Genomic DNA, 23603 nt, shown 5'->3' with positions numbered 1-23603 from the left:
AATAACAAAACAGTGTCCTATGTTACTCAAAAAATTACTTAAACCACTTGTACTTGCCAGCCTTTGTGCGGGCTCTAGCTTTGCCATTGCACAAACCAAAGTTATTTATAATGCTAATGGCTACACCCCGCTTTATAAAGGCAAAATGCAAAAAGGTGAACTTCAGCAATTTAGCACTTTAGTTATAAAAGATGGCAAAGTTGTAAAAGTAGGCGGCGACACACTAAAAGAAAGCTTTCCAGATGCCAAATTAATAAATGCAGAAGGCAACACATTACTGCCCGGCTTAATAGATGCTCACGGCCACGTTATTGGGTTAGGAGATAACTTATCGCAACTTGATGTACGCGGCGCTAAGTCGGTTGATGACGTTACAAATAAACTAAAGCAATTTGCGCAAGGCAAACAAGGTTGGATCATCGGCCGAGGCTGGAACCAAGAGTTATGGCCAGATACACGCTTTCCTACCGCTAAAGATTTAGACAAAGTAGTAAGCGATCGTCCGGTTGTTTTATCTCGTGTTGATAGCCATGCAATTTGGGTTAACTCAAAAGCGCTTGAGCTTGCGGGCATTAACGCCGATACAAAATCGCCAAAAGGCGGTGAAGTAATAAAAGATGAATTTGGTCACCCTACCGGTATTTTTGTTGATAAAGCTGAGTCGTTAATTGTTCAGCACATGCCAGCCCCTTCAAAACAAGATATTAGCAACTCGCTAGATGCCGCAGGAAAGCACTTATTAAGCTTAGGTATTACTTCTACTCACGACGCTGGCATAGATAAAGCCACATGGGAAGTGTACAAAGAACGCGGCGTTCAAGGTAATTTACCTCTGCGTATTGTGGCAATGCTAAGTGGTGCTAGCCCAGATTTACCAGCGATGTTAAAAGCGGGGCCATATCACGATAACTACGATTTTATGGAAATTCGCAGTGTTAAAGTTTATGCCGATGGTGCATTAGGCTCGCGTGGCGCAGCGCTTATTGAAGATTATGCCGACCGTGCTGGACATCATGGTTTGATGCTTGAAACCCAAGAAAAACTCGAAGCTTTATTTACGCAAAGCTTTAAAAACGGTTTTACCGCCAACACCCATGCCATTGGTGACAAGGCCAATCGTGTGGTTTTAGACGCCTACGAAAATGTATTTAAAAAAACAGGCGGTATTTTACTGCGCAACCGTATAGAGCACGCGCAAATAGTAACGCCAGACGATATTCCTCGATTTAAAGCACTAAAAATTATTCCATCAATGCAACCTGTTCATGCTACGTCTGACATGCATATGGCAGAGCAACGCCTAACTGAAAAGCAACTTAGCTTTGCATACGCATGGCAAACATTTTTACAACAAGGTTCAGTGGTTGCTGCGGGTTCTGACTACCCTGTAGAGCTTGCAAATCCGTTTGATGGTTTATATTCAGCAATAACGCGAATGGATCATAACAAACTGCCTGAAAATGGCTGGCGTCCAAGCGAAGTACTAAGCCGCGAAGATGCACTACGTGCGTTTACACTGGGCGGTGCTTATGCTGCGCATCAAGAGTTTAAAATAGGGAGCTTAGAGCAAGGTAAATGGGCCGATTTTATTTTAGTGGATAAAGATTACTTTACAGTACCCGTTGAAGATATATACAAAACCCAGGTGCTACAAACATGGATTGCCGGTATGAAGCGATTCGATAAAAAAGAGAGTACAGCTAAATAAACAAAAAAGGGTTAACGCAAGTTAACCCTTTTTTATACAAACCATATCATTTAGCTTTTTGGCTGCTGTGTCTCTGGCTGAACAGCTTTTGGCTGACGGTATAATTTTATAATGTGATACAAGTTAACCAATGCCAGTAACGCGTTGGTAAAAACAACGGGAACAGCACCAATGGCTACACCGTAAGCCGTAAACACAATACATCCTAACATGTTGTACCAACGAAGCTTTACTACATCGGTCATAGTGAGTGATGCAACCAATAAAGCTGACGCAATATAGCCTAAATATTCCCAACTCAATTGTTCTCTCCTAACCTTTGGGTTAGCATTACACTAATGCTAACTTATTACAGTTGTAAGTATTGCAAAGTAATAGCACTTTGCTTAATTATGAGCGTTATTTAGATTTTGAAAAATAATTGGCTAGTAAGAGAGTAGCTCTCTTATATTAATAATTAAGCGAAGTGACATACGTAAATAAAAAGCTAACTTGCTTAAAAACCTGAAAAAGTTTGCCGGCAAAAAAACCAACAAATTCTTAAATCATTACACGGGAAATGAAGGTAAAATAATACCCATAGCAAAGCTAAAAGTATTAGTAGCAAGTTAGCGTAAATTCTTAATGTATTAATGCTACCGTCATTAAAACATAATAAATAGGACAAATGTCCGAAGAGCATATTGATGTTTCAATACCATTTTTCTAGTTATCTTGTTGAACAGCTATTAACCTTTGCAGGTAGTAGTTATCAACAATCAAAAAAAGAAGTGCTGATCCATCAAGATCAGCCTTTAAGCAAGCTTGTGCTTGTGCGCAGCGGCACTGTGTCATTTAGTTATGACGTAGGAAACGGACGACGCCTGCTGCTAGGACAACTGGATTGTAATAATACCCTGATAGGTGAAATAGAAGCACTTAACAACAATCCGTGTATTTATACGGTAACGTGTTTTAGTGATGTGACTTACAACCTGATTGAATTAAGGCATTGGCGTGCATTATTGCTCGAAAAACCAGAGCTAAGTTTATACACAGCACAAACTATTGCGGCTAAGTTTCAAGAAAATCAAAAAATCAATTTAGATAAGTTATTACTGCCACTTAGTTACAATATAGCTAAAGATTGCCTGCTGAGAGCCGAGAATAGCAACCCTACACTACTTAGAGCCTACCCAACGGTAAACGCAGAGGCTGAACGTTTTGCAACCACTGAGCGAGCTTACAGGCGTGTTGTAACAGAGTTAGTAGAAAAAGGCCTAGTGCAAAGAAGCACTAATGGTTTACAAGCGGTCGATATTCCAATGCTTAGTGAATATGTAGATAGCTTTGCACAACTTTAAGCTCACAAAAAAAGGCCAATTAAGGCCTTTTTTATTGCCCTAAAAACGAATAACACGTTCGTAAGGCTAAATATGCATTCGATGCACTCGTTGTATTAATCTTCTAACAAAATATCGTGAATTTTTACTAAGTCAGATTTACCTTCAATAATTTCATCCGGTGTTAAACCCGACAATTCATGCGGGAATACTAACCATTCTTCCGACTCATGAATGTAGTAATCAGGCACGGTATCTACTTTTGAATTTTTTGGTTTGTAGTATGGGCAAGCAATTCGAATATCGCGCGGTAAGTTTAAGCGCATTAGTTCTGAAAGCTTTTCTTTTAGTGCAACAATACTGCGCCCTGAGTCAAATACATCATCAACAATAAGCAAAGAATCACCCGCATTAGCGTTTTCTACAATGTAATGTAAGCCGTGTACTTTAATTTCTTTTGATTGTTGGCCAATACCGTAATAAGACGATGTACGCACTGCAATGTGGTCAGTTTCAATACCTTTGTAATCGTAATATTCTTGCACAGCAATACCAATTGGTGCACCACCTCGCCAAATACCTATAATAAAATCAGGACGAAAGCCGTCTTTGTATACTTGTGCCGCTACGCGGAATGAATCTTCAAGTAACTGTTGAGCTGTGATATAGCACTTATCTGACATAGTTAGAAACCCCAGTGGTGGATATTATATTTGAGCGTAGTTTAGAGTAAAACCAACTTAGCCACTCAAACAGGTATTGGCGATGGATTTTACCGTAAATTAAATAAAATTGCTTGCTTGTAGATCAAAAAAGGCACCAAACGGTGCCTAATTTTAATATAAAAAGCCTAACTTAGTTAATATTATGCTTTTTCTAGCAACGTACGAGCAACCGTGCGCATACCTTGTGTTGTTGCGCCTGCAGACCATTGGCTCGTGCTACCCATGTTAAATGCAGCAGCTAAATCAATGTGTACCCAACCTTTACCATCGTTTGGCACAAAGCGAGATAAAAAGCCTGCAGCATTTGACGCACCACCATAGCCGCCCCCTTTTTGCGCTCGGCTGTTAGCCGTATCAGCATAAGGTGATGGGCAGTTTTGTTGGTGCCACTTTTCAAGTGGTAATGGCCAAGCTGCTTCCATTTCTTGAGATGCAAAGCCTTCAACCTCACGCGCAAGCTCTTTATCTAGTGCAAACAACGCATTGTATTCTTGACCAACAGCAACCAACGCTGCACCCGTTAATGTTGCAGCGTCAATAATTAAAGGCGCGCCTGTTTCACCCGCAGCCATTAAGCCATCGGCAAGCACTAAACGCCCTTCTGCATCAGTATTTACAATTTCAACGGTTGTGCCATTTTTGTAAGTAAGAATATCGCCTAATTTGTAAGCGTGGCCAGAAATTAAGTTTTCAGCACAACATAAAAATAATTTAATGCGCTTTTCAATGCCACGATTAATAGCTAGTGCTAAACCAGCCGTTACTGTTGCAGCACCGCCCATATCGCACTTCATTCCTAGCATGCCTTCGCTTGATTTAATTGAATAACCGCCCGAATCAAACGTAATGCCTTTACCCACAAGGGCTGCACTAACGGGTGCGTTATCGTCGCCTGTTGGGTTGTAATCAAGCTCTAACAATACCGGAGGGCGAACACTTCCGCGACCAACAGCATGAATACCAATCCATTGCTGCTCTAATAACGCATCGCCTTTAATTATTTGGTAGCTTACGTGCTCTGGCGCAAGTGATTGAATAAACTCAGCTGCTTTTTCAGCAAGGCTTTCAGGGTATATATCGTCTGCGGTGCCATTAACCATTTCACGCGCCCATGTTGCTGAGCTTTTTAAATGCGCAAGTTCTTTAAGATCTGACTGTGCGTTATCAACAAATTCAACACCATTTAACAATTTTGGTGTTACAAAGCCTTGGTAAAAAGCCCATTGGCTTTCTGTGCACCACGTGTCGCCCGCAAGCTCAACATGCTTAACACCTTGATTAGCAATTGTACGCGCTGCTTTTTGAACATTTTTTAATGTTTCTTGCTCAGATAAATGAACGGTTGCGCCACGCTCGTTAAAAGACAACGTTGCGCTTTCGCCCCAATGACTCGGTGCTGCGTGTTCGCTTAGTTGAACAACAAATTTTTCACTCATGTTAGAATATCCTTGCACTTAAATGTGCTGTTGAGTTTACTATAGTGCGCCTAAGTTCCCAACAGCTTGAGATAAATAACCCCTATCACGCTATTTAACCGCATTGGACACAACCATGAAGTACACACCTGCACTGCAATCAGCCACACTATTAAAACGCTACAAGCGCTTTTTAGCTGATTTAAAATTAAACAATGGCGCTGAGTTTACCGCCCATTGTGCTAACACCGGAAAAATGACCGGCTGCGCCGAACCAGGTTTTACTGCTTTTTATTCAACCAGCGATAACGTAAAACGAAAATATCCACATTCATTAGAGCTGACCAAAAACAATTTAGGGCAATTAATATGTGTTAATACAGCGGTAGCCAATAAAGTAGTTGAAGAAGCGATTAATCATAAAGTGATTGATGAACTAACAGGCTATGAGCAACTTCAAAGTGAAGTTAAATACGGCAGTGAAAATAGCCGAATCGACTTTTTACTCACAACCCCAAACAAACCAAGCTGCTACGTTGAAGTTAAATCGGTCACTTTAATAAGCCAAGATGATCCACACAGCGGCCAAGGTTACTTTCCGGATGCACAAACACTGCGTGGACAAAAACACCTTCGCGAACTTATTGAAGTGGTCGAATTAGGCCATCGCGCCGTACTACTGTTCGCTGTTTTGCATGAGGGGATTAATATTGTCAGCGCGGCGGCGCATATTGATGAAAAATACGCAGCGCTTTTACAACAAGCCATCGATGGCGGTGTTGAAGTTATCGCTTATAAAGCACTTATTTGCGCAAACGAAGTCGTTCTTCATAAAAAAATAGCATTTGTAGCTTAATGTATAACCCAACCATTAAGCTCAGTAATTGTAATTAGAACAAACAACGCGATGAAAAGATTGAAGCAATAAAAATCAATTCCAGAGTTAAACTTGTTTTTTAAAGTTTTGCCCTCATATATAGGCAAGTTTTACAAACCAGTAAGTTAGTTAAATAAGCACCCTCATTTAACGCACTTTTTACTCGCAAAGCATGGTTGAAGCTAATTCGAATAATTAAAAATAAATTTGCCTAGGGTATAAGTTTCTGTTATTTATACCGCCGGCTAATGCTGAGGCATTAAATTAAGGATTTAGGAGAGAGTTATGCCAGACCAAAAGAAACATGGTTTATTGGCTCAAGCCGGTTTAGAACCATACCAAGAAAAACCAGGCGAAGAGTATATGAATGAAGCACAACGTGCTCATTTCAAAACGATTTTAGAAACTTGGCGTAACGATTTACGTAATGAAGTTGATCGTACAAAATCGCATATGCAAGACGAAGCTGCTAACTTTCCTGACCCAGTTGACCGCGCTGCACAAGAAGAAGAGTTTTCTTTAGAACTTCGAACTCGTGACCGCGAACGTAAATTAATTAAAAAAATTGAAAAAACAATTATTTTAATTAAAGAAGATGATTTTGGCTTTTGTGAGTCTTGTGGCATCGAAATTGGCATTCGCCGCCTAGAAGCGCGACCAACTGCTGATTTATGCGTAGACTGTAAAACACTTGCAGAAATTAAAGAAAAACAAGCTGGACGCGGCTAATTAACCCTATTAATTAGCATGCCACCTGCAGCCGTTACTGCGCCTATGCGCAACTATCGCGGTCGTTTTGCACCGTCTCCTTCTGGGCCACTTCATTTTGGCTCACTTGTTGCGGCTGTGGGCAGTTACCTTGATGCAAAAGCAAATAAAGGGTCATGGCTCGTCCGTATCGAGGATATAGACACCACTCGAGTGGTGAAAAATGCCGACACCGATATTCTAAATACCTTACAAGCCTATTGCCTCCACTGGGATGAATCAGTTGTTTATCAAACTAAGCGGCTCGATTTATACCAAGACGTAGTCAGCTCCCTTGAAAATCAACAATGTGTTTATGCTTGCCACTGTAGCCGAAAACAAATAAAAGCTTTGGGTGGAATTTACCAAGGCCAGTGTAAAAACCTTGGACACCCAACCGATACAGGCGCACTTCGATTAACACAATGCCATGCAACCACACAGTTTAACGATCTGATTCAAGGTGATATTTGTGTTAGTAGCGAGCTGGCACACGAAGATTATATAATAAAGCGCAGTGATGGCTTATTCGCCTACCAATTAGTGGTTGTTGTGGACGATATTGATCAAGGCATAAATAGGATTGTTAGAGGCGCCGATTTAATTGAGCCAACAGCACGGCAAATCAGTTTATTTAAACAACTTAATCACCCTATTCCTGAGTTTGCTCACTTACCTTTAGCCGTTGCCAAGCCCGGTTTTAAACTATCTAAACAAAACTATGCTCCTGCAATTAGTAAAGCAGAGCCAAAACCCGCATTGATAAGTGCCTTTGAATTTTTAGGCTTGCCAACTCATGCCAATTTAATGGATTTAACTACTGAGCAACTCATTGAGTGGGGCGTAAATACCTTTGAGTTAAAGCAAGTGCCGCAAGTCGCTGAAATACAAATTTCTCAGTAGCAAACAAGTTAAGCCAAGCAATTTACTAAACTGTGTAAATAAAATCGTTAAAAACAGCTTAATTTCAACACATCAACTTAATTTTTAAACCCTGCTGGTATATGATAGCCGCCTAAATATGTGCTATTTGAGTAAGACGGTGAGTATTGGGGTTTAACACCACTATTTGCGGTTATTTTTGATTGCGATGAAAGGCCAATCAACACCTTCTAGGAGACGGATTATTATTTCCAAGCTTTTTCAATTTTGCCGACAGATAATCGGCCCAAATACGAGTGCTGAAAATGCCTCTGCCTCTGTAAGCAGCGAACCATTAGTAATCACGCGCGGTGAGCATGGTATTTCTCGTAAACAATTTAGCCCAAATGCAATCAAAGTTTTATACCGATTAAAAGACGGTGGCTTTGATGCCTACCTCGTTGGTGGTTGTATTCGCGATATATTGTTAGGTCAACAACCTAAAGACTTTGATGTAGTCACTAACGCAACGCCCGACCAAGTTAAAAAGCTTTTTAGAAACTGTAGATTAATTGGTCGCCGTTTTCGTTTAGCGCACATTGTATTTGGCCGTGAAATTATTGAAGTGGCAACCATGCGCGGTCATCACGAAGCGCCTGAGTCTAAAAACCAAATAAGCCAATCAAGTACTGAAGGGCAATTATTACGTGACAACGTATTTGGTAGCATTGAAGAAGATGCTGAGCGCCGTGATTTTTCAATTAACGCGCTGTATTACTCAATTAACGATTTTAGCATTCATGATTACGCCAATGGTTTAGCCGCTATTAAAGCAAAACAAATAGAGCTTATTGGCGATCCTGAAACACGCTACCGTGAAGATCCCGTGCGTATGTTACGCGCAGTACGATTTGCAACAAAGCTTGATATGAGCATTGCGCCTAATAGCGAAAAGCCGATCAGCGAGCTTGCCAGCTTACTTGATAACATTCCACCGGCGCGTTTGTTTGAAGAAGTGCTTAAACTGTTTTTAAACGGTAAAGCTGAAGCTAACTTTTTAATGCTTCGCCAATACGGGCTTTTCCGTGCATTATTTCCTGCGCTAGATAAAATTTTAGAAGCCAACCCAAATGGTTTAGAACAAGCCTTTGTTCAGCAAATGTTTCAAAATACCGATAAACGCATAAATGCAGATAAAAAAGTAACGCCTGCATTTATTTTTGCCGCGCTATTATGGTTCCCACTTTTAGCAATAACCAAAAAGCTTCAAGCCGAAGAACAACTTAGCGAGTACGATGCCTTTGCACAAGCAATGAATAAAGTACTTAGCGAAAGCGCACAACATATCGCAGTTCCAAAACGCTTTACGTTGGGTGCGCGCGATATTTGGCATATCCAGCACCGTTTAGATAAACGTGCAGGCCAACGTGCGTACAGGTTAACGCAACAACCGCGCTTTAAAGCCGCTTACGACTTTTTATTATTGCGCGTTGATGCGGGTGAAACTGAGCATAAAGAACTTGCACAGTGGTGGACTCAATACCTTAGCCAAGATATTAACGGTCAAAAAGACATGGTTAAAAACTTAGGTCATCAAGGTGGTCCAAAGCCGCGTAAACGCTCTCGTCGCCGCGCACCAAGAAAGCCAGCTGAGTAATAACATGAACTGTGTTTATTTAGGGTTAGGTGCTAACTTAAACTCGCCTAAACAACAGCTTGATAATGCGATTGCGGCACTTAAAAAACTGCCGCATAGCGAGTTTGTAAGCGTGTCTCACTATTACGCAAGTAAACCCATGGGACCGCAAGACCAACCCGACTACATTAACGCAGTTGCATGTATTAATACCTATCTTGAACCAGAACAGCTACTTGATTTAACACAAAAAATTGAACTAGAGCACGGCCGTGTTAGAAAAGCCGAACGTTGGGGTCCTCGAACGCTAGACATAGATACCCTTTTGTTTGGTAATAAAATTATTAATACTGCACGCTTAACTGTGCCCCATTATGGCTTGAACGAACGCGAGTTTGTGGTGTATCCACTGCTTGAACTTGCGCCAGAACTTATTTTACCCAGCGGCATTGCACTAAAAACCATTGCAACTAATTTACCGCTCAACGACTTACAACAATTACCTCTGTAATTAACCAAGGCTTATGCCTGCGAGGAATATTATGTCTAAAATAACCGTTTCTACTTTAAATAAAATGAAAGCAGAAAATAACAAAATCACAGCTTTAACTGCTTACGATGCAAGCTTTGCAAAGTTATTTCATGATAATGGCGTTAACGTTATTTTAGTCGGTGATTCATTAGGTATGGTGCTACAAGGCGGTGATGATACGCTTGGCGTAACCAACCAAGATATTGCTTATCATACGCGCTGCGTGCGTGCAGGAAGCCGTGAATTATTTGTTATTGCTGACATGCCATTTATGACATATTCAAGCGTTAACGACACCTGTAAAAATGCCGCAGAACTTATGCGCGCTGGTGCAAACATGGTTAAACTTGAAGGTGGTGAATGGCTTTACGACAGTATTAAAGCGCTTACTCAACAAGGTATTCCTGTGTGTGGGCACTTAGGCCTTACCCCTCAATCTGTGCACGTATTTGGCGGCTTTAAAATCCAAGGCCGCGAAGAAGACAAAGCACAAAAAATGATTGATGATGCAAAAGCACTTGAAGCCGCTGGCGCACAACTATTAGTACTAGAGTGTATTCCGAGTGCATTGGCAAAACGTATTACTGATGCGCTTAGTATTCCAACCATAGGCATTGGTGCTGGTAATGTGACCGACGGTCAAATATTAGTAATGCACGACTTAGTCGGTATTTCGGCAGGTTATATTCCAAAATTTTCAAAAAACTTTTTATTAGAAACTGGCAACATGCCAGCGGCCGTTCAAAAATATTGTACCGATGTAAAAAGTGGCGCTTTTCCAAGTGCTGAACATGAGTTTAAATAATGCAGTCAATTACTGAAATTAAATCATTACGTAGTCAAATTAAAGCATGGCGACAAGCGGGCTTGAGTGTGGCGTTTGTGCCAACAATGGGCAATTTACACCGAGGACACTTTTCTCTCGTTGAAAAAGCAAAAACCTTAGCTGATAAAGTGGTTGTTAGTATTTTTGTAAACCCAATGCAATTTGGCGCTAACGAAGATTTAGATAACTACCCACGTACATTATCAGAGGACAAACAAGGCCTTGCAGAATTAGGTACTGATATTGTATTTACACCAAGTGTAAGCACAATTTACCCAAATGGGCTTGGTGAGCAAAGTTTTGTTGACGTACCAGGCGTGTCGCTTGGTTACTGTGGTGGTTCGCGTCCTGGGCATTTTAAAGGCGTTGCAACTGTTGTTACTAAGCTATTTAACCTAGTACAACCTGACTACGTTTGCTTTGGTGAAAAAGATTTTCAGCAACTGCAAGTGATTAAAACGATGGCTCGTGACCTATCTATACCTGTTGAAATTATTGGTGTACCCACCATGCGAGAAGTATCAGGGCTTGCTATGAGTTCACGAAATGGCTACTTATCAGCAGAGCAAAAAACAACAGCAACCGCTTTATTTAAAGCGCTAGGCCAGTGTGCCGAGCAGCTTAAGCAAGGTAATAAAGATTTCACTTCGCTTAAAACACATGCTAAACAAAGCCTAGAGCAAGCAGGCTTAAAGCCAGACTATTTTGAGATAGCTCAACGAGATACCTTAAAAACTGCTACACTCGATGATAACCATTTTGTTATTTTAGCCGCCGCCTTTTTAGGCTCTGTGAGATTAATTGACAACATGCAGGTCGATATTTAATTTATTGAGCTTACTTTAAGGATTAAAAATGCATATATTAATAAAAACAAGCGTGGTTGCGCTCACTTTAGCTGTTTTAGCCGGTTGTCAAAACCATGTTGAAAATGCCGAGATGAACCAATGTGCTCAACAAAACTTTCGTTGTGAAAGCACCTGCGAGCAACAAACAACAGCTGAAGGGCTTAAGCAACAGGTGTGTTCTGCTAAATGTGTAGAAACATACAACCAATGTAAAGCACGTGCTGAAAAGTTAGGTGGTATTTAATTCCCTAAAATGTTTAATTTTAAGCACAAAAAAACCGCTCAATGAGCGGTTTTTTTATTGCTTAGATTTATTATTTTAAACCTAGCTTTTTAAGCTCTACTTCAACTAGCTTTGCAGAAAGAGGAACATAACCATCTTTTTCTACAATTTGTTGACCGTCTTTTGAAAGAATCATTTTTAAGAATTCAGCTTCCATTGGAGACAAGGCTTTATTTGGGTGCTTGTTAACGTACACGTATAAAAAGCGAGAAAGTGGGTATTTACCTTGCGCAACGTTATCAAGTGTTGCATCTACAAAGTTAGTGCCTTTTTTAGACAATGGAACAGTACGTACACCTGACGTTTTGTAACCAATACCTGAGTAACCAATTGCGTTCAGTGAAGACGAAATTGATTGTACTACAGATGCAGAACCCGGCTGTTCATTTACGTTATTACGGAAGTCACCTTTACACAGTGCTTTTTTCTTAAAGTAACCGTAAGTACCTGATACAGAGTTACGTCCGTATAATTGAATGTCGCGTGCTGCCCAGCTACCTTCAAGGCCTACATCGCTCCAACGGTTAACTTGCTCTGACGCACCACACTTACGAGTTGATGAGAAAATAGCGTCAACTTGGTCAATACGAAGACCTTCAATTGGGTTATCTTTGTGTACATAAACAGCAAGTGCATCAATAGCTACGCGAACTGCTGTTGGCTTGTAACCGTAACGTTTTTCAAACGCTTCGATTTCTTTTGATTTCATTGCGCGACTCATTGGACCTAGGTTAGCAGTACCTTCGGTTAATGCTGGAGGCGCTGTAGAAGAACCTGCCGCTTGAATTTGAATGTTTACATTTGGGTAAATACGTTTGTACTCTTCAGCCCAAAACGTCATCATGTTAGCTAAAGTGTCAGAACCTACTGATGAAAAGTTGCCTGATACGCCGCTGATTTTTTGATACTCAGGAATGTCTTGATCTAAAGCCACTGCTTGAGCAGATACGAAAGTTGTAACAGCCACACCCATTGCGGCAACTAAATTTTTAAATTTCATGTGGGTTCTCCGATTTGTTCGTCCCATTTTCTAACTGCTGCCCACTCTAAAGTGAGTACATGACAATGATATGACTCTTAAATGACACTTTTATGACTTTACCAAAACTTGTTGTTTATTTTGGGGTTCAACGATCTTATCTATTGAAAAACAAAAAGAAAAACAAGAACCCTTTCCAACTTCACTGGTGATATTTAATTTACTATCGTGGCGTGTTAACACATGTTTTGTAATTGCCAAGCCTAAACCAGACCCACCTGTGGTTCTGCTTCGTGCTTTATCTACACGATAAAACCGCTCAGTCAGTCGATTAATATGCTCTGCAGCAATGCCATCACCGTTATCAACAACAGTAAAACAAGCGGTATTATTTTTACGAAGCCAGCTAACCTGTATTTTTCCGCCAGGTTTAGTGTAATGAATAGCGTTAAAAACTAAATTAGAAAACGCACTACGCAGCTCATCTTCAGAGCCTTTTATGTCGAGTGTGTTATCTATATCAAAGAGTAATTCATGGCCTTTGTCTTGATTAATAGACTGGGCTTCTGTTTGAATATAACCAAGTAACTGAGGTACATTAATCGCTTTATCGTTATCTTGTCGGCGCGAACCTTCTATTCGGGAAAGTGATAATAACTGGCTGACCAAACTGTCCATACGTTTACACTGCTCAAGCATGGTAGATTGTGCTTTATTCCACATTGCAGGAGGCGGTAAGTTGTCGCTGTCCATCATTTCAAGGTAACCTGTAACCACCGTAAGCGGCGTACGCAGCTCATGCGATACATTGGCAACAAAGTCTTTACGCATTTGTTCAAGCTGCTTTAAACGGGTTACGTCGCGCACCACAACCATTAACTGCGTAGTTGCATAGGGCATTACCCTAAACTCAAGCACTTGTTCAATAGCATGGCCATTATCAAGTTCTAGTGCTTCGTCAAAATTACCTTTGTGCATATATTTTGCAAACTTAGGTTCGCGTATTAAGTTATCTAAGCGCTGCCCATGATCGGTAGGCCACTGCAGCCCTAATACCTTAAGCGCCAGCTGATTACACCACACAATGCTTAAATCGGTTTGAAGCACAATAACAGCATCGGGTACCGCTTCGGCCCCATCACGAAATCGCCTAATTAAATCAGCCAATTCATTTCGTTTTTTTCGGTTACGGTGTTGTAGATGATAAATGCCTTCAAACACTTGCTCCCATGCACCTTCGCCTTCAGGGGGGTTAAAACTGCGCTGATTTAAAAGCCAATCGCTTAAACGGTATAATTGATGATAATGCCAAACAAGAAGTGAAAAAGAGCCTAAAAATAAAAGCAAAAAAGGTGCGCCAACTAGCACACCAATTAATAGTAAGGGTAAAAAATAGATAAACAGACGTTTTATTAACGCCTGCTTATTAACAACTCGATACATACACTCACTTTACCTTAGAGTAGTTATACACGTATAAAACTAAGCTGGTGTTTAAGTAGGTTATAGTTTACTTGAAAAACGGTACCCTGCACCACGCACGGTTTGAACCAAACGATCGTGTCCTAACGGGCCAATTGCTTTGCGTAAACGGCGAATATGAACATCAACAGTACGGTCTTCCACATACACATTGGTTCCCCACACATGATCTAACAATTGTTCACGGCTGTAAACCCGTTCAGGGTGAGTCATGAAAAAGTGAAGGAGCCTAAACTCTGTAGGGCCCATATCAAGCTCATTTCCTTCAGAAGTAACACGATGAGAAATAGGATCTAAGCGTAAGCCATGCACTTCAATTGCTTCTTCTAGAGAGGTTGGCGACACACGACGAATAACCGCTTTAATACGCGCCATTAATTCTTTTGGCGAAAACGGTTTAGTTACGTAGTCGTCAGCGCCTACTTCTAAGCCGCGTACTTTGTCTTCTTCTTCACCGCGAGCTGTAAGCATAATAATAGGTATTTGGCGCGTGTGTTCGTTTTGCTTAAACTTTTTAGCAATTTGAATACCGCTTCCGCCAGGCAACATCCAATCAAGCAATACCATATCAGGGTAAGGCTCAACCATTGCAGCAATAGCAGAATCATAATCTTCAGCTTCAATTGCCTGAAATCCATTTTGCTCTAATACAAAAACAAGCATCTCTCTGATAGGCGCTTCGTCGTCTACGACTAGTACTTTACGTGACATTCCAATTTATCTCTTAAGCTATCGAATAAGTTTTCATTATTATGACTAAGTATTACATTTTTATGAAAGTGTAACGTGTAAATTAAAATCGGGGTAAAAAAAAGCCAAATTAATAATAAAAACCTCACTACTGTCACAAATTTATATATTTTAAAAATTGAATAAAGACATTTTTAGTACTTACAAAAACTAAACTTTAAATATGATCGAATACTCAGATCATTGCTTTACTAAGTCTGCCTTTGTTTGTATTTACTTAGCTTTTAATAGATCTGGATTTTACTAAGCTTTACTTTAAAGATCAGATTTTTACCAAGGCGATCAATGTTGAGATCAATACTCTACCTACTCAAAAAGTTAAGTTGTTGATTGTTTGTACAAACAAAAAAAGATCTGATTATTTTTAATGCTAAATAAAGTAAAAATTACGTTTACTTAGTAAAGTAATGATCCAATACAATCTGTGTTAGTAAATGAGTGATCCCAATTAATACCGTTGGTAATTGCATGATCTGCTATTGGCAGGCAATAAAAAAGCCAGTAATAATATTACTGGCCTTTACACATTGATCTGTTTAATCGATCGATTATTTAATCTGTGGTGCTAACTCGCCGCTTAAGTACTTAAGGTGCATGTCATCAAGAGAAATTGGTTTAATTTTACCAGCCTGCCCTGCCGTTCCAAACGAGTTGTAACGTGCAACACAAATCTCTGTCATCGCTTTTGTAGCTTCTGCTAGGTATTTACGTGGATCAAAGTTAGATGGATTAAGCGCCATATGACGACGAATAGCACCGGTAGACGCTAAACGTAAATCGGTATCAATATTTACTTTACGAACACCGTGCTTAATACCTTCAACAATTTGCTCAACTGGTACACCGTAGGTTTCAGGAATTTCGCCACCGTACTGGTTTATGATCTCTAGCCATTCTTGTGGTACCGACGACGATCCATGCATTACTAAATGCGTGTTAGGAATACGTGCGTGAATGGCTTTAATGCGATCAATTGCTAAAATATCATCTGTTGGTGGGCGCGTAAATTTGTAAGCCCCGTGCGATGTACCACATGCAATCGCAAGCGCATCAACATGGGTTTTATTTACAAAGTCAGCGGCTTCTTCAGGATCAGTTAGCATTTGATCAGTTGTTAATTTACCTTCTGCGCCTACACCATCTTCTTCGCCCGCTTCACCCGTTTCAAGTGAACCTAATACACCTAGCTCGCCCTCAACCGATACACCGCACGCATGTGCCATAGCCACTGTTTCGCGAGTAACTTCAACGTTGTATTCATAACTTGAAGGCGTTTTACCATCGCTCATTAACGAGCCATCCATCATTACTGATGAAAAACCAAGTTGAATTGAACGCTGACAAACACCGGGCGAGGTGCCGTGATCTTGATGCATTACGACAGGGATATGTGGCCATTCTTCAACGGCTGCTAAAATCATATGGCGAATAAATGGTGCACCGGCATAAGCACGAGCGCCTGCTGATCCTTGAACGATTACTGGGCTGTTTGTTTTGTCAGCCGCTTCCATTATTGCGCGCATCTGCTCTTGGTTATTCACGTTAAAAGCGGGTACGCCGTAACCATGCTCAGCTGCATGATCTAAAAGTTGTCGCATACTGATTAAAGCCATTGGGTATTCTCCAATTTATCGATAGCATTTCACTGCCATCTAGTTTGAACGGATATGTTAGTTTGGCGTTTAAATAACACCACGAAACCCACTGCTCTGCAGTTAAGCTTCGTACACATTAATTATTAAATTAGGGTGAGAGGTATTTAATAATTAATGATTAGTGAGGGTTTCCCCTCACTTTACACGGCTAAATAACTTTATTTAGCGCGTGACTCTAGCATTTCTACTGCTGGAAGTTTTTTGCCTTCTAAAAACTCTAAGAACGCACCACCACCGGTAGAAATGTAAGAAACTTTATCGGCTATGCCGTATTTATCAATTGCAGCTAAAGTATCACCGCCACCCGCAATTGAAAATGCGTTTGAATTAGCAATTGCTTGAGCAATAGCACGTGTGCCGTTGCCAAACTGATCAAACTCAAATACACCTACAGGACCATTCCATACTACCGTGCCTGCATTTGCAATAATTTTAGCAAGTTGGCTGGCGGTATCTGGGCCAATATCAAAAATCATATCGTCGCTAGTCACTTCGCTTACATCTTTAAGCGTAGCAACTGCTGACTCTGAAAATTCATTACCTACCACTACATCCGTAGGAACTGGAATTTCACCATCGTTTGCCTTCGCTGCTGCACATAAACGATTTGCTTCATCCATTAAATCAGCTTCAAAAAGTGATTTACCGACCGGATTGCCTGCAGCTGCAATAAACGTATTAGCAATACCGCCGCCAGTTACTAGCTGGTCAACAATTTTAGACAGTGAATCTAATACAGTTAGTTTAGTCGAAACTTTTGAACCACCCACAATAGCCACTAATGGGCGAGCTGGATTATCAAGTGCTTTTCCTAATGCTTCAAGTTCAGCCGATAGTAATGGGCCTGCACAGGCAACATCAGCAAATAAACCAACACCATGAGTAGACGCTTGTGCGCGGTGAGCTGTACCAAAGGCATCCATTACGTATACATCACATAAAGCTGCAAGTTGTTTTGATAACGCTTCATCGTTTTTCTTCTCGCCTTTATTAAAGCGCACGTTTTCAAATACAACCACTTCATTATCAGCTACATCTACGCCATTTAAGTAGTCTTTTTCAAGACGTACTGTTTGCGCTAGCGCATCGTTTAGGTAATCAGCTACAGGGGCAAGCGAATATTCTTCGTTGTATTCCCCTTCCGTAGGACGGCCAAGGTGTGACATAACCATTACTTTAGCGCCTTTCTCAAGAGCTAATTTAATAGTAGGTAGTGCAGCACGAATACGCGCATCTGACGTCACTTTACCTGCTTTAACTGGTACATTTAAATCTTCACGAATTAATACGCGTTTGCCGTTTAAATCTAAATCTGCCATTTTTATGACCGACATGAATATCTCCTTAGTTAACGATACTGAACCTGAAAAATACATTTAAATTATTATAGTAATATAAAAAGTTACTGAGTTACTGCAACCATCGCACGCGCGGTATCGAGCATACGATTTGCAAATCCCCACTCATTATCACACCAAACAAGTAACTTTATCAGCCGTTTGTGACTAACTCGTGTCTGTGTGCCATCAATAATACAAGAATGTGGATCGTGATTAAAATCAACTGATACAAGCGGCTCTTCGGTGTAACTTAAAATACCTTCGAGTCTATCTTTTGCTTGTGCTTTAAGTGCATTATTAACGGCCTTTAAATCTACATCGGCATTAACCGTTACACTTAAATCCATGGCCGTTACATTAATTGTTGGAACGCGAACAGCTATGGCCTCAAAGCGACCTTCAAATTTAGGTAATATGCGGTCTATACCGCGGGCAAGTTTTGTATCTACCGGAATAATAGACTGACTCGCGGCGCGGGTACGGCGCAAATCATGATGGTACGCGTCAATCACTTGTTGATCGTTCATCGATGCATGAATAGTGGTAATAGCACCCGACTCAATACCAAAGGCATCGTCTAATACTTTTATTACTGGCACTACACAGTTTGTGGTACACGAGCCGTTAGATACAATAGTATGCTCGCTTTTAAGCTCATCGTCGTTTATGCCATAAACAATAGTGGCATCTACGTCGTTATCAGCCGGATGCGAAAACAACACCTTTTTGGCGCCCGCTGTAATGTGTAACTGTGCATGCTCACGCGAATGATAAACACCAGTACATTCAAGTACCACATCTACATCAAGGGTTTGCCAAGGTAATTCTACTGGGTTTTCTTCACAAAAAAGTGCAATAGTATCGCCTGCAACACTAATGGTGTCTTCACCAAGTTTTACAGGAAAAGAAAAACGACCGTGGGATGTGTCGTATTTTAATAAATGAGCAATAGCTTCAGGGTCAGCCAGTTCGTTAATGGCAACAATTTTAATTTCGTCGCTCAAACCTGACTCGTACAACGCGCGGACAATATTTCGACCAATACGACCAAAACCATTAATTGCAAGTTTGATTGCCATGAAATATAAAATCCACTCTTTTAGCGTGCAGATAAAGGCTATTTGCCTTTTAGATGCCTGTATTGTAATCGACCTTGCGCCTGATTATAAGAGGGGGCGATTAGAAACTTTAAATTAACGTTGAAAATCCCCACATACCCTTAAAGTATACACGTTAAAATTTGCTTATAATCCGCTGCCATTGTGTGTGTTCGTACCAGAGGAAGTTCCTCCACCAAAGCTTTTAGGTATGCTTTTGGGCTTATCCTGTGAGCGATAAAACAACCACAAACCAACCGCAGCAAACAACGGAATTAACCAGACCAATATGACTTGCGCCACTTTTTGAAAAACCTCTAAATCATCGCGCTTTATCAAAAGAACACTAACGATGACGTTCAGTAATACAATGACACCAAACCCAATATAAAAATAATTTAATTCCATTTCCCTAATGCCTCATACCCTAATTGTTATTTTATCTCTAGGTCAAACACTACGTTTATAGATGATTCAAATGTTATAGAAATTTCTAAATAACGCCCCGCTGCAAAAGGAGACTCACTCATTTTCGAACCAGTCACATCAATGCGCTCAACATACATTGAATGATAGCCATAATTTGAGCGATTGTTATTAGAATTAATACTATAAATATTTCCAAGAGATGCACCAAATGAACTCGCTAGTACTTTACCTTTAACTTTCGCATTTTCTACTGCATTCTGCGTAGCCTGAGCTTCCAACTCTTTGGCTTTTGAAGACAGTAACTCTATATTAGTTACTTCATTTATTTTTACACTCAATGCAAAATCAACAATTTCATTCATCTTGTTAATATCATCAATAGTAACTTTGAGTGAACGCGAAGCAATGTAACCTACCCGTTTTTCTCACCACTTTCTAAATATTGCATATCAGCAGTAGTTAATAAATTTGAGGCTGATACTGCCGACTCTGCGACCCCATATTTATCTAAACCGTTTAAAAATAAATTAACCCTAGCATCCACATCACGTTTTGCATCAAGTGATTCTTTTTTCATACTAACCACCTCAAATGAAATTTTGGCTAGATCTGGTTTAGCTAATACCTCACCCTTCCCCTGGACAGCAATATGTCTATTCGGCGGCAAACTTGAATTTGCAAACGTAACAAGTGGAAATAAGGCAATAAAAATAGCGATGATAAGTTTCATATTCGTTCCTTGTAAAAGTGAAATTATGACTTATATGCCTACACCTATAAGTAACATTTAATAATATTTCAGCTAAATATTTTATGCTTACGTGCCTGAGTATCCTCATTAAATTAGCTAATTTTTGGGTGATGTAGAGGCTACTCTTTTGACTCTGAGCTAACCGTTTTTACTTTATTTTCATTAGGTATTAATGCTGAAATATTTTCTTGTGAAATAATAAGTAACTTATCTTGTTTATTATCATAAACAAATAAATTCCCCATTGTTGAGGCTACTATTTGAACATTTTGAAGTTGAGTTACTTTGCTCTTAGCAATTGGATAATTTAATGATAAGTGATAACTCATTGTTCTTTCATTTACTATGTCTTTACTGTGTGAATACGCCAACATAGTAGGGTATGTAGGTATTATAAGCGCTAAAAATAATACCGCTGTATAACTAGGTTTTAATAAATAGTACGGGTAACAAAAGCCATAATAAAGTTTTTTTAACACGGTTGTTTTACTAGGATCTGGCATGTGTCCTGAGCGCCAATTTAAATAAATAGCTGTTATAACGATGAGCGTAGTATAAATAGTAATAAGTAAAGGATTTGAAATCAGTGCCAGTAAAAAGTCACTTATTTCAATAAAGTTGAATACATCAACCGAAAAGTTATTAAGTAAAACGTAAAGATACACAACACCTGATAAACTACCTAATAAGTAAAGAATAGTAAGAAACACACCAAAATTGTTGTGAATGTACTTTTTAACTGCTTGAAGGTCATTGTTTAACTGGTTGTAATACTTACTGGCGGCTTCAATTACCATAATAAATCCTTTTAAAAGAATTGAGTTTAACAAAATTATACGTAAGTGAAATAGCTTTGTTAAACTAGTGCTCTTAACGTTAACTCTTTACCGGCGCCTATTTGATGGCATTGGGCCAATAACAGCTCAGCAGTGGCTTGTGCATCGGTAAGCGCATGATGGCAATGATAGCTTGGTAAATCGTAGCGATTACGGCATTCATTTAAGGTTAAATCATCTAATTTTATATCGCTTGCGTGTTGCAGTAAGCGCTTTTTTTCTATTTGTAGGGTATCGATGATCAGCTTAGGCCGCTGGGTGACCCCTGCATTTTTTAGTGCTAACTTTAAAAAGCCCCAGTCAAGCATGGCATTATGAAATACTAAAATGCAGTCACTAAAGTGAGCGCTTAAAGACATTAAAATACTCTGTAGGCTTTGCCCTTGTGCCACCGAGTCAGTACTAATACCATGAAAAACCGGGCTTTGTTCAAGGCTTTTTACGTCTTTATTAATAAAATGTTGCGACTCGCTCATTTTTATACATTGGTTATCAATTACAACCCATGCAACCGACACTATTTCGTGCTGTTTTGAGTCAAGCCCTGTGAGCTCTAAATCAATCACCAAATAGCGCTGCGAGAATGCATTTTTTGCTAGTAATTGACGGCGCTTTATATACCGCGTAAGTAACATTTTTACCATGAGAGCCTCACAAACTGCCCCGTGCAAATTTAAACGCGGCGCCTTGCTGCGCTTGTTTTACTAAATAAAACGCTTCTTTTAACTGATGGCGCTCTAGTGAATTTAATTTATTAGGGTTAATACAGTTGCTTGGTAACCCCTCTTCATTAATTTGTGTGCTTAATCGCAGCTGAGTTAAAAACCGCCAACAGTCTTTTAAGTTGTAAATATCGTCTTTGTTGATGAGGTTATACTTTAATAATGCTTCTAGGCGCTCTTGGGTGTTAGCCCGTTTAATTCCCGCTTTTAATGCGTATAAGCGCACTATGTCGTTAATGATCACCACACCGCGTTTTTTCAAATCTATGTATTTGTGGTTGTTGTCATCTTTTTGCGTTTTAAACTTGTTAAATAACCCTATGGGTACGCTGTTATTATTTATGTCGGTAGCCATGGCTGCATAAAATAAATCGTTTCGCGATATCCGCACTAATTGTTCACAAAATGCGGTATATAACGAATTTGAACCTTCTATAAAGCGTAAATCAAAAAATATTTTACAATTAAGCATGGCTTCGGGGGTTGGGCTTTTTATCCATTTAAAAAAGCGTTCCGACCAATCGCTCACGCTCATGCGGCATAAGTCACTGCTTGCCATTATGTTACCAGGGCATCGCCTAATGCCGCATTCAACGAGTTGTTCGCAAACAAACTCTCCCATTTTTTTAAAGTAAGTATGCTGCTCTTGAGTTAAATCGTTGGGGAGCAGTAGGCCGTTATCTTGATCTGAATGTAATGTTTGCTCTTCGCGCGCTTGTGAGCCAAAGCATATAAAACTAAAACTGGTTGGGGCTGCGCCGTGATCTTCTTGAAATAGTCTGATCAAGCGCGATGTTAATGCATCGGTTAACCCGCTTAGTAATTTACCAATAAGTGAAATATCGTCAATATTATGAGAGAAGCTCTTTAGTAAATCGGGCACTTCTTTGGCGTAACGTTTTAAGTCGGTCACGTTATGCGCTTTATAAATGCGGCCAATGAGCTGCACAGGATCACTTTTTTGTTGGCGCAGTAAATCAGTACTGGTGAGCATGCCTATCGGGTTATGGCTTTCATCAAGCACTGGCAAGTGGTGGATATTATATTTGAGCATTAAATGCAATGCAGAAAACACGCGGTTATTTTCAAATATAAATTTAGGGTTTGTGGTCATTATGCTGCTAACCGCTTCTTGCGGGTCTACCTCGTCGGCAAGCACCCTATTTCGCAGATCGCGGTCTGTTACCACGCCAACTAAATGGGCGTGTTGAATAACCATAATTGACGACACACCGTGCTCTTTCATTTTTTTAGCGCTTTGTCGAATGCTGGCATCGGGTGAAAGCGTTATGGCTGTGCGGGTCATGAGTTCAGATATTCTGCGCTCTGACCAACTGTCGTTTTTACTTTTATAATGTGACGATAGTAATCTATTGGCGTGAGCTCTTACAAAATATTGCTCAAAAGGTTTGTACTCTCGGCGTAAAAAATCAAAGTGTTCTTGGTTGAGCATATACACTATGCCCTCTTTTTGAACCGCCAATTTATTTTGAATTGCTTCGCCGGTTAAAAGCGAAGGAAAACCAAAATAATCACCTTGCGCCAAACGCGTTACTACATCACCTTTAGCATCAACTAGATCGTAAAGACCTGAGCGAATTAAAAAAAGCTTTGGGTGTTCGCTCTGTAGCCACTGCGCCTGATTTTCTCGCGTTAAATAAATAACATCAAGATGGTTTACAAAGTAGTCGCAAGCACTGTTATCGAGCATGCTGAAAGGCGCTTGAAGGTAAACATATTGGGCTACTTCTTGTTGTTCTACACTCATTGTTACACTCACTA

The 23603-nt window shown here is 40.1% G+C and carries 23 protein-coding genes and 1 pseudogene; 10 read left to right on the top strand and 14 right to left on the bottom strand.

What is annotated here, in order from left to right:
- The first annotated feature begins 19 nt into the window (after positions 1-19).
- A complete protein-coding gene (locus RF53_RS01955) occupies positions 20-1708 on the top strand; it encodes an amidohydrolase (RefSeq protein ID WP_039036465.1) in 1689 nt (562 codons plus the stop codon).
- A gap of 50 nt (positions 1709-1758) precedes the next feature.
- On the opposite strand, the gene RF53_RS01950 is transcribed toward RF53_RS01955, so the two are convergent.
- Positions 1759-2010 carry a YgjV family protein gene (locus RF53_RS01950; protein ID WP_039036464.1) on the bottom strand — a complete coding sequence of 84 codons (252 nt, stop codon included), beginning with the start codon at positions 2008-2010 and terminating at the stop codon, positions 1759-1761.
- 384 nt (positions 2011-2394) lie between these two features.
- Between RF53_RS01950 and RF53_RS01945 the strand changes: the two genes are divergently transcribed.
- Positions 2395-3051 carry a Crp/Fnr family transcriptional regulator gene (locus RF53_RS01945; RefSeq protein WP_010555776.1) on the top strand — a complete coding sequence of 219 codons (657 nt, stop codon included), beginning with the start codon at positions 2395-2397 and terminating at the stop codon, positions 3049-3051.
- A 95-nt stretch (positions 3052-3146) separates the two neighbouring features.
- Here RF53_RS01945 and RF53_RS01940 read toward each other — a convergent pair whose 3' ends face one another.
- Positions 3147-3713: a phosphoribosyltransferase gene (locus tag RF53_RS01940; protein ID WP_006791881.1), complete on the bottom strand. Its 567-nt coding sequence runs from the start codon at positions 3711-3713 to the stop codon at positions 3147-3149.
- Positions 3714-3895: 182 nt separating this feature from the next.
- Entirely contained in the window at positions 3896-5191 is a 1296-nt protein-coding gene (pepB, locus tag RF53_RS01935) for an aminopeptidase PepB (RefSeq protein WP_039036463.1), read from the bottom strand.
- Between the two features lie 115 nt (positions 5192-5306).
- On the opposite strand from pepB, the gene sfsA reads away from it, so the two are divergent.
- The 8 genes from sfsA (at position 5307) to RF53_RS01895 (ending at position 11741) form a co-directional block, all read left to right on the top strand.
- Positions 5307-6026, top strand: a complete 720-nt coding sequence (gene sfsA / locus RF53_RS01930; protein WP_039036462.1) for a DNA/RNA nuclease SfsA — start codon at positions 5307-5309, stop codon at positions 6024-6026.
- A 306-nt stretch (positions 6027-6332) separates the two neighbouring features.
- Positions 6333-6776, top strand: a complete 444-nt coding sequence (dksA, locus tag RF53_RS01925; protein ID WP_006791878.1) for an RNA polymerase-binding protein DksA — start codon at positions 6333-6335, stop codon at positions 6774-6776.
- Between the two features lie 18 nt (positions 6777-6794).
- A complete protein-coding gene (gene gluQRS / locus RF53_RS01920; RefSeq protein ID WP_039036461.1) occupies positions 6795-7697 on the top strand; it encodes a tRNA glutamyl-Q(34) synthetase GluQRS in 903 nt (300 codons plus the stop codon).
- A 187-nt stretch (positions 7698-7884) separates the two neighbouring features.
- Positions 7885-9312, top strand: coding sequence for a polynucleotide adenylyltransferase PcnB (pcnB, locus tag RF53_RS01915; protein ID WP_006791876.1), 1428 nt, complete (start codon positions 7885-7887; stop codon positions 9310-9312).
- A gap of 4 nt (positions 9313-9316) precedes the next feature.
- On the top strand, positions 9317-9802 hold the full coding sequence (gene folK, locus RF53_RS01910; RefSeq protein ID WP_039036460.1) for a 2-amino-4-hydroxy-6-hydroxymethyldihydropteridine diphosphokinase: 486 nt from the start codon (positions 9317-9319) through the stop codon (positions 9800-9802).
- A 31-nt stretch (positions 9803-9833) separates the two neighbouring features.
- Complete coding sequence (panB, locus tag RF53_RS01905; RefSeq protein ID WP_006791874.1) at positions 9834-10628, top strand: 3-methyl-2-oxobutanoate hydroxymethyltransferase; 795 nt, start codon at positions 9834-9836, stop codon at positions 10626-10628.
- Positions 10628-11476 (top strand): pantoate--beta-alanine ligase, encoded by an 849-nt coding sequence (gene panC / locus RF53_RS01900; RefSeq protein WP_039036459.1) that lies wholly within the window; start codon positions 10628-10630, stop codon positions 11474-11476. Before panB ends, panC begins: the two co-directional genes overlap by 1 nt.
- Before the next feature lie 28 nt (positions 11477-11504).
- Positions 11505-11741 (top strand): hypothetical protein, encoded by a 237-nt coding sequence (locus RF53_RS01895; RefSeq protein WP_006791872.1) that lies wholly within the window; start codon positions 11505-11507, stop codon positions 11739-11741.
- Between the two features lie 70 nt (positions 11742-11811).
- Here the strand turns inward: RF53_RS01895 and RF53_RS01890 are convergent, their stop codons facing one another.
- The 11 genes and pseudogenes from RF53_RS01890 to RF53_RS01840 all read right to left on the bottom strand — a co-directional run bounded on the left by RF53_RS01890 (position 11812) and on the right by RF53_RS01840 (position 23589).
- Entirely contained in the window at positions 11812-12780 is a 969-nt protein-coding gene (locus RF53_RS01890; protein WP_006791871.1) for a PstS family phosphate ABC transporter substrate-binding protein, read from the bottom strand.
- Between the two features lie 90 nt (positions 12781-12870).
- The gene (gene phoR, locus RF53_RS01885; protein WP_039036458.1) at positions 12871-14202 is read right to left on the bottom strand and encodes a phosphate regulon sensor histidine kinase PhoR; all 1332 of its coding nucleotides are present in this window, start codon (positions 14200-14202) and stop codon (positions 12871-12873) included.
- A gap of 60 nt (positions 14203-14262) precedes the next feature.
- Complete coding sequence (gene phoB / locus RF53_RS01880; protein ID WP_006791869.1) at positions 14263-14952, bottom strand: phosphate regulon transcriptional regulator PhoB; 690 nt, start codon at positions 14950-14952, stop codon at positions 14263-14265.
- Positions 14953-15539: 587 nt separating this feature from the next.
- Complete coding sequence (gene fba / locus RF53_RS01875) at positions 15540-16604, bottom strand: class II fructose-bisphosphate aldolase (protein WP_006791868.1); 1065 nt, start codon at positions 16602-16604, stop codon at positions 15540-15542.
- 200 nt (positions 16605-16804) lie between these two features.
- Positions 16805-17980 carry a phosphoglycerate kinase gene (locus RF53_RS01870; RefSeq protein WP_006791867.1) on the bottom strand — a complete coding sequence of 392 codons (1176 nt, stop codon included), beginning with the start codon at positions 17978-17980 and terminating at the stop codon, positions 16805-16807.
- 68 nt (positions 17981-18048) lie between these two features.
- Positions 18049-19065, bottom strand: coding sequence for an erythrose-4-phosphate dehydrogenase (epd, locus tag RF53_RS01865; protein ID WP_006791866.1), 1017 nt, complete (start codon positions 19063-19065; stop codon positions 18049-18051).
- A gap of 165 nt (positions 19066-19230) precedes the next feature.
- Positions 19231-19491 (bottom strand): hypothetical protein, encoded by a 261-nt coding sequence (locus tag RF53_RS01860; RefSeq protein ID WP_039036457.1) that lies wholly within the window; start codon positions 19489-19491, stop codon positions 19231-19233.
- A gap of 26 nt (positions 19492-19517) precedes the next feature.
- Positions 19518-20242, bottom strand: a pseudogene (locus RF53_RS01855) (SIMPL domain-containing protein).
- Positions 20243-20382: 140 nt separating this feature from the next.
- Complete coding sequence (locus RF53_RS01850; protein ID WP_039036456.1) at positions 20383-21060, bottom strand: hypothetical protein; 678 nt, start codon at positions 21058-21060, stop codon at positions 20383-20385.
- 59 nt (positions 21061-21119) lie between these two features.
- Positions 21120-21743, bottom strand: a complete 624-nt coding sequence (locus RF53_RS01845; protein WP_006791850.1) for a 3'-5' exonuclease — start codon at positions 21741-21743, stop codon at positions 21120-21122.
- 7 nt (positions 21744-21750) lie between these two features.
- Positions 21751-23589 (bottom strand): DUF294 nucleotidyltransferase-like domain-containing protein, encoded by a 1839-nt coding sequence (locus RF53_RS01840; RefSeq protein WP_039036455.1) that lies wholly within the window; start codon positions 23587-23589, stop codon positions 21751-21753.
- Positions 23590-23603: the final 14 nt, after the last annotated feature.

Source organism: Pseudoalteromonas sp. ECSMB14103 (assembly GCF_000813065.1).
GTDB lineage: Bacteria > Pseudomonadota > Gammaproteobacteria > Enterobacterales > Alteromonadaceae > Pseudoalteromonas > Pseudoalteromonas marina.
Note: the sequence above shows the minus strand (reverse complement) of the source record. Positions and strands in the feature narration are given on the sequence as shown.